At 63.4% G+C, this 12,922-nt stretch carries 13 protein-coding genes; 9 read left to right on the forward strand and 4 right to left on the reverse strand.

All coding sequences use genetic code 11. The annotated features are described in order from the left end of the window. On the reverse strand, positions 1-609 hold a 609-nt coding region (locus tag NMG80_RS20625), incomplete at its 3' end, for an SDR family NAD(P)-dependent oxidoreductase (RefSeq protein WP_436798644.1). After that, positions 606-1,460: an NAD-dependent epimerase/dehydratase family protein gene (locus tag NMG80_RS20630; RefSeq protein WP_254019808.1), complete on the reverse strand. Its 855-nt coding sequence runs from the start codon at positions 1,458-1,460 to the stop codon at positions 606-608. The genes NMG80_RS20625 and NMG80_RS20630, both read right to left, overlap by 4 nt. 233 nt (positions 1,461-1,693) lie before the next feature. On the opposite strand from NMG80_RS20630, the gene NMG80_RS20635 reads away from it, so the two are divergent. From NMG80_RS20635 to NMG80_RS20645, 3 genes are read left to right on the forward strand one after another with little or no spacing between them, the layout of a single operon-like run. Then, positions 1,694-2,338 (forward strand): cysteine hydrolase family protein, encoded by a 645-nt coding sequence (locus NMG80_RS20635; RefSeq protein WP_254019809.1) that lies wholly within the window; start codon positions 1,694-1,696, stop codon positions 2,336-2,338. Positions 2,339-2,386: 48 nt separating this feature from the next. Next, positions 2,387-2,938, forward strand: a complete 552-nt coding sequence (locus NMG80_RS20640; RefSeq protein WP_254019810.1) for a MarR family winged helix-turn-helix transcriptional regulator — start codon at positions 2,387-2,389, stop codon at positions 2,936-2,938. Positions 2,939-2,979: 41 nt separating this feature from the next. Beyond that, on the forward strand, positions 2,980-4,167 hold the full coding sequence (locus NMG80_RS20645) for an amidohydrolase family protein (protein WP_254019811.1): 1,188 nt from the start codon (positions 2,980-2,982) through the stop codon (positions 4,165-4,167). A 177-nt stretch (positions 4,168-4,344) separates the two neighbouring features. On the opposite strand, the gene NMG80_RS20650 is transcribed toward NMG80_RS20645, so the two are convergent. Further along, positions 4,345-4,929 carry an amino acid synthesis family protein gene (locus NMG80_RS20650; RefSeq protein ID WP_254019812.1) on the reverse strand — a complete coding sequence of 195 codons (585 nt, stop codon included), beginning with the start codon at positions 4,927-4,929 and terminating at the stop codon, positions 4,345-4,347. Beyond that, complete coding sequence (locus tag NMG80_RS20655) at positions 4,926-5,510, reverse strand: amino acid synthesis family protein (protein ID WP_254019813.1); 585 nt, start codon at positions 5,508-5,510, stop codon at positions 4,926-4,928. Before NMG80_RS20655 ends, NMG80_RS20650 begins: the two co-directional genes overlap by 4 nt. A gap of 279 nt (positions 5,511-5,789) precedes the next feature. Between NMG80_RS20655 and NMG80_RS20660 the strand changes: the two genes are divergently transcribed. The 6 genes from NMG80_RS20660 (at position 5,790) to NMG80_RS20685 (ending at position 12,500) form a co-directional block, all read left to right on the forward strand. After that, positions 5,790-6,794 carry a BMP family lipoprotein gene (locus tag NMG80_RS20660; RefSeq protein ID WP_254019814.1) on the forward strand — a complete coding sequence of 335 codons (1,005 nt, stop codon included), beginning with the start codon at positions 5,790-5,792 and terminating at the stop codon, positions 6,792-6,794. A 162-nt stretch (positions 6,795-6,956) separates the two neighbouring features. Then, on the forward strand, positions 6,957-8,483 hold the full coding sequence (locus NMG80_RS20665; RefSeq protein ID WP_254019953.1) for an ABC transporter ATP-binding protein: 1,527 nt from the start codon (positions 6,957-6,959) through the stop codon (positions 8,481-8,483). Between the two features lie 33 nt (positions 8,484-8,516). Continuing rightward, on the forward strand, positions 8,517-9,557 hold the full coding sequence (locus tag NMG80_RS20670; protein WP_254019815.1) for an ABC transporter permease: 1,041 nt from the start codon (positions 8,517-8,519) through the stop codon (positions 9,555-9,557). After that, positions 9,545-10,531, forward strand: coding sequence for an ABC transporter permease (locus NMG80_RS20675; protein ID WP_254019816.1), 987 nt, complete (start codon positions 9,545-9,547; stop codon positions 10,529-10,531). Before NMG80_RS20670 ends, NMG80_RS20675 begins: the two co-directional genes overlap by 13 nt. Before the next feature lie 11 nt (positions 10,532-10,542). Next, the gene (locus tag NMG80_RS20680) at positions 10,543-11,556 is read left to right on the forward strand and encodes a nucleoside hydrolase (protein ID WP_254019817.1); all 1,014 of its coding nucleotides are present in this window, start codon (positions 10,543-10,545) and stop codon (positions 11,554-11,556) included. 11 nt (positions 11,557-11,567) lie between these two features. Then, entirely contained in the window at positions 11,568-12,500 is a 933-nt protein-coding gene (locus NMG80_RS20685) for a nucleoside hydrolase (RefSeq protein WP_254019818.1), read from the forward strand. Positions 12,501-12,922 lie beyond the last annotated feature (422 nt).

Consider the following 12,922-nt stretch of genomic DNA (forward strand, 5'->3'; position numbering starts at 1 on the left):
TTCGAAATCGCCGTCGCCGGCTGCGGGTACGCCGAGTGTTGTCTCGATCACGCCGGGGCAGATGGCGTTGACGCGTATGCCGTAGGGCGCGGCATCGATCGCCGCGACCCGCGTCAGTCCGACCACGCCATGTTTCGAGGCGACGTAGCCGGCGCCGCCCGCGAGCACGTCCCAGCCGGCCATGGACGAGCCCATGTTGACGATCGAACCACCATTCCCGGCCTTGATCATCACCCGAAGCGACGCCTGCAGGACGAGAAACATGCCACGCAGATTGATGCGAATGATGGTGTCCCAGTCATCGACGGGCAGTTCGTGAACCGGAGCGACGACGCCGGAAATCCCGGCATTGTTGAACACAGCATCGAGCCCGCCGAACGTCTCGACGGTCGTTTCAACGGCGCCCCGCACATCTCCCTCGTCGGCAACGTCGGCTTCGATGGCGATTGCGTGCTTGCCGAGAGCCTGAGCCAGTTGCTGCGCTGCATTGCCGTTGCGGTCGACAATCGCGACCTTTGCACCCTCGTCGAGGAAACGCTTTACCGCCGCACTGCCGATCGCGCCGGCGCCACCTGTGACAAGCACGCATTTTTCGTCGAATCGCTTCATTTTCCAGACTCCGGCTTCGGGTATGAGCGCCACGAATGGCTTGGCTCGAAACCGATCGTTTCGCGTGCATGGATCGTGTCGAGCACGGCGCCATAGCCGGCGATCGGCCGCGACAGGGCGACGCCGGGGTAGACCCGGCGCACCAGCGACTCGGTTTCCTCTTCCATGAAAGTGTCGGCGGCGCTGAGCAGGACGCGGAGATGGCCGTCGCCCTTCCATTGCAACGCCCGCAGGAAACCCTGCCCCGTGTCGCGCGCATCGAGATAGCTCCACAGGTCGCGGGCGCTGTCGGCGGTGGCGCGGCGCGGGCCGACGCCGGCGAAGAAGGATTGCGGGGTCTGGATCCAGGGCATGCGGATGCTGACGGCCGAAAAAGCGCCGCGGCGCACCGCGGCGTCGACGATTTCCTCGCCGAGCCATTTCGACAGTCCGTACGGATCCTGCGCGCCGATCGGGTGGTTCATATCAACCGGCAGATAGGGCGGGCGCACCGGTTTCTCGAAGAAAGGGTAGCCAAAGACGCTGAAGGACGAGGCATAAACGAAGCGCCTGGTACCGGCCATGACAGCCGCCTCGACCACATTGTAGGCGGTCGCGACATTGGTCTTGAACACCTCACCGCCAGCCCGTCCGGTCGGGCGCGGGATGGCCGCGACATGGATCACAGCGTCACAATCGCGCACCAGTTGCAGCGCCGAGCCCAGATCCGTCAGGTCCGCGGTTGCATGCCGCCATGTCACTTCACCCGGTGCGACGGCATCGATGCCTCTCACATCATGGCCGGCCGCGACCAGCGCCTCGGCCACATGGCGGCCAAGCAGACCGCTGGATCCGGTGACGATCGTTTTCATGTCTCAGCCCTCGACGTCGCGATTCTCAGCCAATTTGAATATCGTTGATGGTCATACAAATCGAACACATGGTCGCCGCCCGTTGTCAATGCGATTTCGCAGCGCAAAGCGGGGGGTCTTTGCCGGCGCGCCTTGCGGCCACTCGGCGACCAAGCTTTGCTTCGAACAGGATTGACTTGGCATCCTCGACGGTTTTTTGTATGAGCATCAACGATCGACCAAAGGAGATCGCCATGCCCGTGGATAGTTTTTCCTCACATCGGCACGATGACGCGATGCGCCTCGATCCGCAACGCGCGGCGGTTATCGTGATCGACATGGTCAACGAATTTTGCAAGCCCGGCGGCGCGATGGTCCTGCCGGGATATGAGACGCTTGTTGCGCCGCAGTTGGCCGTCATCGAGGCGGCGCGCGCCAGTGGCGTGCCGGTGATCTGGGTTCACGACACCCACCGGGCGGGCATGCGCCGTGAGCGCGAATGGCTGAAGCGCACGCCGCATTGCCTCGAGGGGAGCTGGGGGCCGGAAATCATCGAGGATCTCGGCGCCCGCGACGATGAGATCCACTTGATCAAGCGGCGTTACTCGGCATTTTTTCAAACCGACCTCGACCTGACGCTCAAGGACATGCTGATCGATCAACTGGTCATCTTCGGCGTCGTCACCAACATCTGCGTGCGCTCGACGGTCCATGATGCCTTTTTCCAGGGCTATGAGGTGGTGGTGCCCAGCGATTGCTGTGCGGCGACGGGACCACGCGAGCAGGAAAGCTCGCTCTACGACATAGCGACGCATTTCGGCGTGGTCAGCGATTCGGCAAGCGTCGTCGCAGCCCTTCGCGACGGAACGTCGCTTCAACCGGCGAGTGTCGCGGCTTGAGCTTTTTCGAGCCTGCGGCATCCGAGACAGCGGCGACAGGAGTGCGGCGTGAAGCCTGACATCGAATCGCAACCCGAAAGCGTGGCGCCCAAAGGACCGGGCGACAGGGCCAAGCCGCTGAGCCGCGAACAGGTACTGCAGCGATACGCTAAGACCGGCTACGAACTGGATCGTCATCCGGCGCATGTGATCCGCCGGGCGCATCAGCGCGCGACGCTGCGCTTCCAGCAGGTCATGGCCGGCGAGGATCTTTCGCCAACGCAATTCGCCGCCCTCGCCACGATTCTCAAGCAGGGCGAGGTCTCGCAGAATCATCTGGGACGGCTGACCGCGATGGACCCGTCGACCATCAGCATCGTCGTTCGCAAACTTCTCAAGAACGGGCTGATCACCCGCAGCGCTTCCGATACCGACCAGCGCCTGTCGATGATCGCGCTGACCGACAAGGGAACAAAATACACGCTCGACCGGCTCGAACGCAGCGTCGAAGTCGGGCGGCGATTTCTGTCGCCGCTTTCGCCCGCGGAACAGGCGACGCTGCTTCGCCTGCTCAACCGCATCAATGACGACGACCCATCGAATGGCGATAGCGGGAAATAGCCCGCGTCCCAAAATTCCTGGAAATGACAGACGAGGTGCCGATGTCGCTCGACCCGAAACCCAACGCGCTTGTCGTGCGCAACATCGGCCTTGTGCTCTCTGGCGATCTCGGCCGCCCGATCCTCGACGCCGACACGATCGTCGCGGTCGATGGCAAGATCACCGCCATCGGCAAAGCGGGCGCCCTTGATACCAGTGCTGCCGTCACCGTGATCGATGCGATGGGCTGCGCGGTCGCTCCGGGCCTCATCGACAATCACGTCCATCCGGTGGCCGGCGACTGGACGCCGCGGCAGAACCAGATCGGCTGGATGGATTCGACCGTGCATGGCGGGGTCACCACCATCATCTCGGCGGGAGAGGTCCACACGCCGGGCCGTCCTCGCGATCTGGTCGGATTGAAGGCGCTGGCCATCGCGGCGCAACGGACCTTCTCCAACTTCCGCCCAAGCGGCATGAAGATACTGGCCGGCGCGCCGATCCTGGAGCCCGGCCTGACCGAAGAGGACTTCCGCTATCTCGCCGAAGCCGGCGTGACGCTTGTCGGCGAGGTCGGCCTCGGCGGCGTCAAGGACGGGCCGAGCGGCCGGCAGATGATCGCCTGGGCGCGCAATTACGGCATGACCTCGATGACCCATACCGGGGGGCCGTCACTGCCCGGCTCCGGCCGCATCGGTGCTGATACCGTGTTGGAGGTCGATGCCGACATTGTCGCGCATGTCAATGGCGGGCCGACGGCACTGCCCGAAGCGGAAATCCGGCAAATTTGCGAGAAGGGCTCGCGCGCGCTCGAAATCGTCCACAACGGCAATCTGCGCACCGGACTGTTCGTGCTCGACCTTGCCAGGCAGCGCGGCGAACTTTCGCGCATCGTGCTTGGCACCGACAGCCCGGCCGGGTCCGGCGTGCAGCCCCTCGGCATACTGCGGACGCTGACCATGCTGGCTTCGCTGGGCGGTGTCGCGCCGGAAGTGGCGTTCTGCTTTGCCAGCGGCAACACGGCGCGCGTACGCGGATTGCATGATCGCGGCATGATCGAAGTCGGCCGCGCCGCCGACCTGATCTTCATGGACCAGGCGATCGGCGGCGCCGGAGACGGGCTGCTCGACAGCGTGGCGCAAGGCAACCTTCCGGGGATCGGAATGGTCGTCATCGACGGCGTGGTGCAGACCCGTCGAAGCCGCAACACGCCACCGGCAATGCGGGTGCCGGAGGTCGTCACCGTTTGACGACGTTTAGGGTGTGTTGAGTTTCAGGTCAGGCCGAGCCGGAGTCGAAGACGGGCGCGAAGCGACCAAAATGGCCTTTTTTCGAGAACCGGAGCGGAGCGTACTTGAGGTGCGCGAGCACTGGAAGCGCAGGAAGCCGCCGTTTGCAGGCCGGCATCACCTGAATATCGGCACACCCTAGCTGACACCGTCCTTGCCGACGATCTTGTCCTTTGTCAGCCCGCCGACGCGCGGATGCGGCCTCCCGGAATCGGTCAGCGCGATGGCGACGACGATCTCGTCGCCGCGCGGTGCATCGGGAACCCGAACCTCCATGCCGTCGAAATGGCTGCGCACCCGCGCCGCGTCCTTGTGGCCGAGCGGAATGTCGAGCGGCACGCCGAGGCCGCCACGCTTTTTCGACGAGGGAATGAGCGCTGCGCCCTTGCCGAGCACATCGCGAAACGGGGCGCCGAGCTTGGGATGAAGGATGGCGGCGGCATGTTCGAGTTCGCCGTCGGCGCCGACGGCGGCTGCCTTGCCGAAGCTTTCGACGCGGTTGCTGGGAATGCCAAGTGCTGCGACCGCGCGCTTCGGCAAGATGTCGCCCAACGCTTCGCCGATGTCGCTCAGTACCGACAGGTCCTCGACATAGGTGCCTGAATAGGGGTTGCGGATCACGGCAATAGCCGCTGCGCGGCGGGTCGGCGGATCGACGGGACGCCCTCCCTCGATCAGGGTATCCTCGACGATGGTGATGATCCGGCGGATTTCAGCGCTCATCTCAATCCGTCCTCGCCCTTGATATCTGCAGCGGCAAGGCCGCCCACCCGTGCGTGAACGCGCGCGCCGGTGGTCATCGCCAGGATGACCGCCATTTCGTCGCTGCGCGGCGCGTCGGTAACGCCGACCTCGATCGCATCGAAATGGCTGCGCACGTAAGAAGCGTTTATGTGCGTGATCGGAATGTCGATCCGCGTTCCGGGGCCGCCGACCTTCTTGGTCGAAGGCACGATTGCCCTGGCGTTTCCGAGCAGCTCGCGCATCGCGTAGCCGCCCGGATTGTGCCACAGCGCGCCGTGCTCAAGCTCGCCGGCGGCGCCGACGATGGCGCCCTTGCCATAGCCTTCGACAGCTGAGGCGCCGTCGCCAATGGCATCGATCAGGCGTCGCGCCATGTCGAGGCCGAGCGGCTTAAGATCGTCCATGAAGCCGGTGATCTCCTCGACATAACGCCCGGCAAAAGGATTGGCGATGACAGCGACGATCACGCCGCGTTTGAGCGGGCGAGCCACAGGCGGGCCGCCCTCGTGGAAGATCTCCTCGACCTGAACCAGAAATTTCCTGACGACTACAGCCGGCATTGTCCGCTCTCTCTCTCTCTCTCTCTCTCTCTCTCTCTCTTCCCGTCGTTTCCATAAACTTGTTAGAGTATCAACAATTATCTCCGGCCGAGATTTGTCAAGCTTCGCGTTGAGGAAGCGAGAAAAAGGGCGTGAGGAAACTGCATCGGATGACGATTGACAGGCTGCGGGGCCGCTCATAAACTCATATGACCATCAACGAAAATAACGCGCCGTCTCGGCGATGCGCGGATGGTCAAGGCGTGGCTTCAAAGCTGAAAAAAGCTGAAGGGGAATGACATGAAAAGGGCGCTCAAAAATCTATGTCTGGCCGGCACGATGCTTGCCGTGTCGTTCGGATCTGCCGCGGCGCAGGACAAGGTGTCCGTGGCCGCCATCTCGGGGTATTTTGCACAGGGCTTCGGAGTTTCCATCGTCAATGGCCTCAACAAGGCCAAGGACGAATTCGGCATCGACCTCAAGCTGGTCGACACCGGCAATCGCGCGCTCGACTACGAGGAGCAGTTCGAGAACTTGGCCAAGGCCAAACAATATGACCTGATCTTCGTGATGGGCTGGGAACTGGTGGACTCGCTGCAGAAGGTCAGCAAAGCCTATCCTGAACAACGCTTCGTGTTCATCGACGGCGTGCTCGACAACCCCAATATGATCTATGCCAATTTCGCGGAGGAGCAAGGATCCTTCGTCGCTGGCGCGCTCGCCGGCATGATCGAGGCCAAGGGCAGCGAATTCCCCAAAATCGGCGACGGCATGGCGATCGGCTTCGTCGGCGGCCGTGATATCCCCGTGATCCGCAACTTCCTCGGCGGCTACGAGCAAGGCGCGAAATATGCCGCGCCCGATGTGAAGGTGAACTCCGTCTTCGCCGGAACCTTCGACGACCCGGCCAAGGGCAGCGAGCTTGCCCAGGCGCTTTACGGCCAGGGCGCCGACATCGTCTACAACGTCGCCGGCCCGACGGGCGAAGGCGTGATGCAGGCAAGTGCTGCGGTCGACAAATACTCAATCGGCGTCGACATCGACATGTGCGGCACGGCCCCCGGAAATGTGCTCGCAAGCATGCTGAAGCGCGGCGACATCGCCGTCTACACGCTGATCAAGGACGAAGTCGAGGGCCGCAAGGTCACCGCCGGCACCCGCACCTTCGACCTCGCTTCAGGCGGCGTCGAGGTCAAGGTCTGCGATGACATCGCCCCGACGATCCCGGCCGATGTTATGGCCAAGCTGGACGAGATCAAGAAGGCCATTCTCGATGGCAAGATCGAGATCGCCAAGGCGAAGTAAGAGAACAACCGCGCATCCTCCCAGGAAAGCGCTACGCTGATCCGCCGCGGCTTGCCGCGACGGATCAGCGTCCAATTTGCGAGAAGCAAGGTGTCGAACGCGTTGGGGTCTTCGACCCTCCACAATGCCGGCAACAATGCTGTCGGCGCCGGTGTTGCCGGGATGGCCGTCGCGTTGACGGGCATCACCAAGCGTTTCGGGGGATTCGTTGCCAATGACGGCGTCGACCTTGCCGTGCGCCGGGGCGAAATCCACGCCGTCATCGGCGAGAACGGCGCAGGCAAGACGACGTTGATGAACATACTGTTCGGCCTCCTGCAACCCGACGAAGGCTCAATCCGGCTGAACGACGAGGAGACAGTGGTGGCCGATCCCGCCGTCGCCATCAAAGCGGGTCTCGGCATGGTGCATCAGCACTTCAAGCTGGTTCCCTCGCTCTCGGTCGCCGACAATGTTTTTCTCGGCATGGAGATCCGCCGTCATGGGCTCATCGACCACGCCGCGCAGATCGCGCGCACGCGCGAACTGGCGGAGCGTTTCGGGCTGCGGGTCGACCCGACCGAGCGCGTCGGACTGCTCTCGGTCGGCATAGAGCAACGCATCGAGATCCTGAAGGTGCTGGTGCGCGGTGCGCGCACCATCATCCTCGACGAGCCGACGGCGGTGCTGACGCCGCAGGAGAGCCGTGAGCTGTTCCAGACGCTGCGCAGTTTCGTGGCGGAGGGTATGACGGTGATCTTCATTTCGCACCACCTGGAAGAGGTGATGGAGGTCTCAGACACTGTGACAGTGCTGCGCAACGGAAAGAAGGTGGCGACCCGCCCGACGGCCGAGCTCAGCAAGAACGAACTGGTGCGCATGATGGTCGGCCGCGAGGTCAGCTTCGATCGCCGTCCGCGCGAACCGCAGCACGGCGACGTGGTCCTCGAGGTCAAGGAATTATGGGCGCGTGACGACCGGCGGTTGCCGGCATTGCGCAACGTCAACCTCGAGGTCCGCTCCGGCGAGGTAGTTGGGATCGCCGGCGTGGCCGGCAATGGCCAGACGGAACTGGCAGAGGTGCTTTCGGGCCTACGGTCGGCAAGCCATGGCGTTGCCCGACTGAAGGACCGGAACCTCGCTGCTCTCTCCCCTGCCGAAATTCGCGCGGCCGGCTTGGCGCATGTTCCAGGCGATCGGATGGTGCGCGGGGTCGATCGCAACGCATCGATTGCGGCAAACATGCTGATGGGTCGCCAGCACCGCGCGCCATGGAGCCGCGGCGGCGTGCTCAACTGGAACGCCATCGGCCAAAACGCCTCCAAGCTGATCAAGGATTTCGATATTCGCGCGCAAGGATCGGGCGATGCCGTCAAGCGGCTTTCGGGCGGCAATATCCAGAAGGTCGTGCTGGCGCGCGAGTTCACCAACGGCGCCGACTTCCTGCTGATCGATCAGCCGACGCGCGGCGTCGACATCGGCGCGCAGGAAGCCATTCATGACGAGATCATGCGCCAGCGCGCTGCCGGACGCGCAATTCTGCTGATTTCCGTGCAGCTCGACGAACTTGCCGCCCTTGCCGATCGCATCCTGGTGATGTTCAACGGACGGATCATGGGCGAGGTCGCCGGCGATCATGCCGATGAGGACCGCATCGGCATGATGATGGCAGGCGTGGCCGTGCCGGAATTCGCCACGGAGCCTGCGTGATGCCGGAGCTTACATGATGCCGGAGTCTCTATGATGAACGACCGCCTGCGTGCCGTTTCCGGTCAGATCATTGCAGTCGCCGTGGCGCTGATAATGGGCGCCATCATCATCCTCATGGTCGGTGAGAGCCCGGTCCGTGTCTTCATGACGCTGTTGCGCGGCGCCTTCGGCGACCAGGCAAAGATTGCCGGGACCTTGCTGCAGACGACGCCGATCCTGATCTGCGGCGTCGCTGCTTGCGTCGGCCTGCGCGGCGGCATGTTCAACGTCGGCATCGAGGGTCAGCTTTTCCTCGGCGGCTTCGCTGCTGCCTGGGTCGGCTTCGCCTTTCCGCTGCCCGCGGGCATTCACATGCTGGCGGCGCTGGCACTGGCGGTCGTGGCGGGCGCCGCGTGGGTCGCTATCCCGGCCTATTTCCGTGCCCGCTACAACACCAACGAAGTCGTCTCGACGATCCTGTCGAACTACGTCGCGGTGCTGCTCACCTCCTATTTCACGATCTTTCTGTTCAAGCGACCAGGTGGCTGGTCGGAGACGCCGCCGATCCTGCCGACAGCCTATCTGCCGGGAATCTTCGACTTCTCGCGGTTGAACTGGGGCCTGGTCATCGGCCTGGTGCTGGCGATCGGCGCCGCACTGGTTTTCCGCTACACCAGTTGGGGCTATGGCGTGACGATGGTCGGCTCGGCGCCGAAATTTGCCGAATATGGCGGCGTCAACGTGAAATGGCAGGGCTTTGTGGTCCTGCTCCTTTCGGGCGCCGTAGGCGGACTGGCCGGTGGGGTCGAGACGCTCGGCGTCCATCATCGCTTCATGGAAGGCTTCGCTCCCGGTTTCGGCTTCGATGGGCTGATCGCCGCCTTGCTCGCCAATGGCTCGCCGGTCGCCACCATCTTCACGGCGCTGTTCTTCGGCGCCTTGCGCAACGGGTCGCTGCTGCTCGAGGTCGACACCGGCGCGTCGCGCGAGATCATCACCGTGATCCAGGCGCTGATCATCCTCAGCGTATCGGCCCAGGCTCTGGTCAGGCGCCGCGGCGACAGCCAGGCTGGGGAGCGGCGATGGAAATTCTAGACAAGCTCGTCAACGTCGCGCTGATCGCAGCGACGCTTCGTACCACCGCGCCCATCCTTCTGGTCGCGCTCGGGGGCTCATTCACCACCAAAGCCGGCATCTTCAACATCGGCCTTGAAGGGCAGATGCTGGCAGGCGCCTTCTTTGCCGTCCTCGGCTCGATCTGGACAGGTTCCGCGCTGCTGGGGGTCGCTTGTGGCGTCGCGGCGGCGCTCGCCTTTGCCCTGGTTTTTGCGGTTCTGGTGGTGAGCTTCCGCGCCAATGAAGTGGTCGTTGGACTGGCGCTCAACATCCTTGCCGGCGGCATGACGATCTCGCTGATGAAGGCGATTTTCGGCACGCGAGGCTCCATCGTCGGTCAAGGCATCGTCGGCCTGCCGAAAGTCCAACTGCCCGGCGCCCGCGACCTTCTCGGCTCATGGGCATCGCTGATCTCCGGCTTCACACCGATCGTGTATGTCGCGTTCATCGCGGTGCCGCTGCTGGTCCTGTTCTATAACAGCACCCGGCTCGGACTCTATATCCGCGTCGTCGGCGAGAAGCCCGAAGCCGCCGAGGCGCTCGGCATCTCGATCACCCGCGTCCGCTACATCGCGTCGCTGCTGTGCGGATTGCTGGCGGGGCTGGCCGGTGCGCATCTGTCGCTCGGCTACATAACCATGTTCACCGAAAACATGTCATCGGGCCGTGGCTTCATGGCCGTGGCAATCCTGATTTTCTCAAACGGCGATCCGCTCAAGGTGCTGGCCGGCTGCCTGTTGTTCGGTTTCGCCGACGCCTTCTCGCTGCGCCTGCAGACATTCGGCTATCCGTCCTATCTGGTTCTCACCGTCCCCTACGTCGTCGCGCTCACCGCGCTGTTTGCGCTCTCCTATCGCGCGCGACCAAAGATCATCATGGAGACGCTGGCGTCGATGCAGAAACTGCTGTCGGCAGACAAAAGCACCGAGCCGGGCAGCAAACATCCCTCATGAAGGAAACCTCCATGGAACGCATAATCCTCGACGTGGATTCTGCCGGCGACGACATTCTCGCCGTGCTGTTTGCCGCGGCGAATCCAAACCTCCGGCTCGAAGGCGTGACCACCGTGACGGGTGCGGCTGGCCCGATCGAGCAGGTCACCAACGTCGTCCTCAACACGCTGGCGGTTGCCGGGCGCGACGACATCCCGGTTCACGCCGGCGCGTGGCGACCGATCGTCGGCAACGCCAAGGCCGACATGGAAGCGCCGGTTCACTTCGAAAAGCGGCTCGTGGCGCGCTTCGGCGACCGCCTGAAGAAATTCAATCCCCCGGCGCCGGCGCCGTCGCGCCAGGCAACGCCGGGGCACGCGGTCGACTTCATTATCGAAACGGTCATGGCCAATCCCGGCGAGATCACGCTGGTGACGACCGGGCCGCTGACCAATGCAGCGATGGCACTGCTGCAGGAGCCCCGGCTGACGGAGGCGCTTAAGCGCCTGCTGGTGCTCGGCGGCAATTTTCAGACGCCCGGCAACATCACGCCGCTGTCGGAATACAACATCTGGGCCGATCCGGAAGCCTCGCGCATCGTGCTGAACGCCGATGTCGACAAGATCCTCGTGCCGCTCGACATATGCGAGGACAACCGCGTCGCCGCCTCGATGTTGACGCGCGACGACCTCGCGGACATGCAGGCCGGCGCCAAGGACAATCCCGTTTTCGAGATGATCGCCGACAGCTTTCCGATCTACATCGACATCTGGCGCGAATTCTTCGACCTTGTCGGGTTCCCGATGGACGACGTGATCACCGTCGCGCTGGCTTTCGATCCGGGCCTTGCCACGATGACCGAGCCGCTGTTCGTCGACGTTGTGCTGGACGGGCGCCTCGCGCGCGGACAAACCGTCGCCTATCGCGGCCGGCAATTGCTGCCCGGCGGAGGACCGAAGACCACCCGTATCTGCACCGGTCTCGACGGCCGCCGCTTCCTCAACATGTTCAAGCAGACCGTCGCGCAATACGAGAGGGCGGCGTGAGGGACGATACGATGACCACTGCAACTCCCATCCTGTTCGATTGCGACCCGGGTCACGATGACGCCATCGCGCTGGTCATGGCGCATCGTTCGCCAGCCATCAAACTGCTCGGTGTCACCACGACCTGCGGCAATGCCGAGGTCGAGAAGACAACCGCCAATACGCTGCGCATCCTCGAGTTCATCGGCGCCGGCGACGTGCCGGTGGCGCAGGGTTGCCACCGTCCACTGGCGCGGCCCCTAGTGCTCGGCACCGCCGACGGGCCAAGCGGTCTCGAAGGCTCGCCCTACCTGCCGCAGGCGACGATCAAACCGGTCAAGCAGCATGCGGTCGATTTCCTCGCCGACACGCTACGCGCCTCGCCCGAGCCGATCCTGGTGGTCGCTACCGGCCCACTGACCAATATCGGCCTGCTGATTCTCAAACATCGCGACGTGCTGCCCAAGATCAAGGAACTGATCTGGATGGGCGGCGTGTTCTACCGCAAGAGCGAGATCATCACGCCAACCGAGTTCAATGCCTTCTGCGACCCGGAGGCGCTGAAGATCGTCCTGGACAGTAGTGTGCCGATCCTGATGGTCGGCCTCGATGTCACCATGCAGGTGCTGATCGAGGCGCCGCAATATGCCGAGCTCACGACGATTGACACGCCGCTCGGCCGGCTCGTCAACGATTGGCTGCTGTTCTACGAGAAGCTGCACCGCAACTCGATGGGCGTCGGCGGGGCGATGCATGACCCCCTGGTTCTGGCGCTGGCCATCGACCCAACGCTGGTGCGCACGCGTCCCGCCCATATCGGCGTCAACTTGTCGGGCACCTACGCATTCGGCGCGACCGTTGCCGATTTCTGGGGCGACCGTGGCGAAAAGGACAATGCCCGCATCGCGCACGAAGTCGATGCAGACCGCTTCTTCAAACTGATGTTCGATCTGCTCCGGGATTAGACCGGGCAGAACGGAGGCGTCAGGGCGCGCCGTTTGCTCGAAAAGGCAACGATGCGCCATAGCCGCCCGCATTGACAAAATATTTTGTCAATGCGAAAAAAGAGTGTGCTTGAATTTGACGTCATTGAGATACCGGCAGCGGCGCTGGCCCTGGACTCCATGAAAACCCGCTTACTCCAGGAGCTTGCGGAACCTGCATCGGCCGCTTCGCTTGCTAGTCGGCTCGGCCTCACGCGGCAAAGAGTGAAGTATCATTCGCGGCGCTGGAAGACTGCAAGCTGGTCGAGCCAGCGGAGGAACGCCAATGGTGCGGTCGAACGCCGCCGATGGTCGCAACTTGCATCGTCGTATGTCATCTCACCGGCAGCGCTGGGTCCTATGCGGTCGATCGGGACGCGCCAACGACCGCCTGTTGGCCAGTA

Source organism: Mesorhizobium escarrei (genome assembly GCF_935825525.1).
Taxonomy (GTDB): Bacteria; Pseudomonadota; Alphaproteobacteria; order Rhizobiales; family Rhizobiaceae; genus Mesorhizobium; species Mesorhizobium escarrei.

What these genes read in the sequence shown, in the direction of transcription:
- NMG80_RS20630 (WP_254019808.1), bottom strand. Translation starts at nt 1,460, where the DNA reads ATGAAAACGATCGTCACCGGATCCAGCGGTCTGCTTGGCCGCCATGTG.
- NMG80_RS20635 (WP_254019809.1), top strand. Translation starts at nt 1,694, where the DNA reads ATGCCCGTGGATAGTTTTTCCTCACATCGGCACGATGACGCGATGCGC.
- NMG80_RS20645 (WP_254019811.1), top strand. Translation starts at nt 2,980, where the DNA reads ATGTCGCTCGACCCGAAACCCAACGCGCTTGTCGTGCGCAACATCGGC.
- NMG80_RS20650 (WP_254019812.1), bottom strand. Translation starts at nt 4,929, where the DNA reads ATGAGCGCTGAAATCCGCCGGATCATCACCATCGTCGAGGATACCCTG.
- NMG80_RS20655 (WP_254019813.1), bottom strand. Translation starts at nt 5,510, where the DNA reads ATGCCGGCTGTAGTCGTCAGGAAATTTCTGGTTCAGGTCGAGGAGATC.
- NMG80_RS20660 (WP_254019814.1), top strand. Translation starts at nt 5,790, where the DNA reads ATGAAAAGGGCGCTCAAAAATCTATGTCTGGCCGGCACGATGCTTGCC.
- NMG80_RS20665 (WP_254019953.1), top strand. Translation starts at nt 6,957, where the DNA reads ATGGCCGTCGCGTTGACGGGCATCACCAAGCGTTTCGGGGGATTCGTT.
- NMG80_RS20670 (WP_254019815.1), top strand. Translation starts at nt 8,517, where the DNA reads ATGAACGACCGCCTGCGTGCCGTTTCCGGTCAGATCATTGCAGTCGCC.
- NMG80_RS20675 (WP_254019816.1), top strand. Translation starts at nt 9,545, where the DNA reads ATGGAAATTCTAGACAAGCTCGTCAACGTCGCGCTGATCGCAGCGACG.
- NMG80_RS20680 (WP_254019817.1), top strand. Translation starts at nt 10,543, where the DNA reads ATGGAACGCATAATCCTCGACGTGGATTCTGCCGGCGACGACATTCTC.
- NMG80_RS20685 (WP_254019818.1), top strand. Translation starts at nt 11,568, where the DNA reads ATGACCACTGCAACTCCCATCCTGTTCGATTGCGACCCGGGTCACGAT.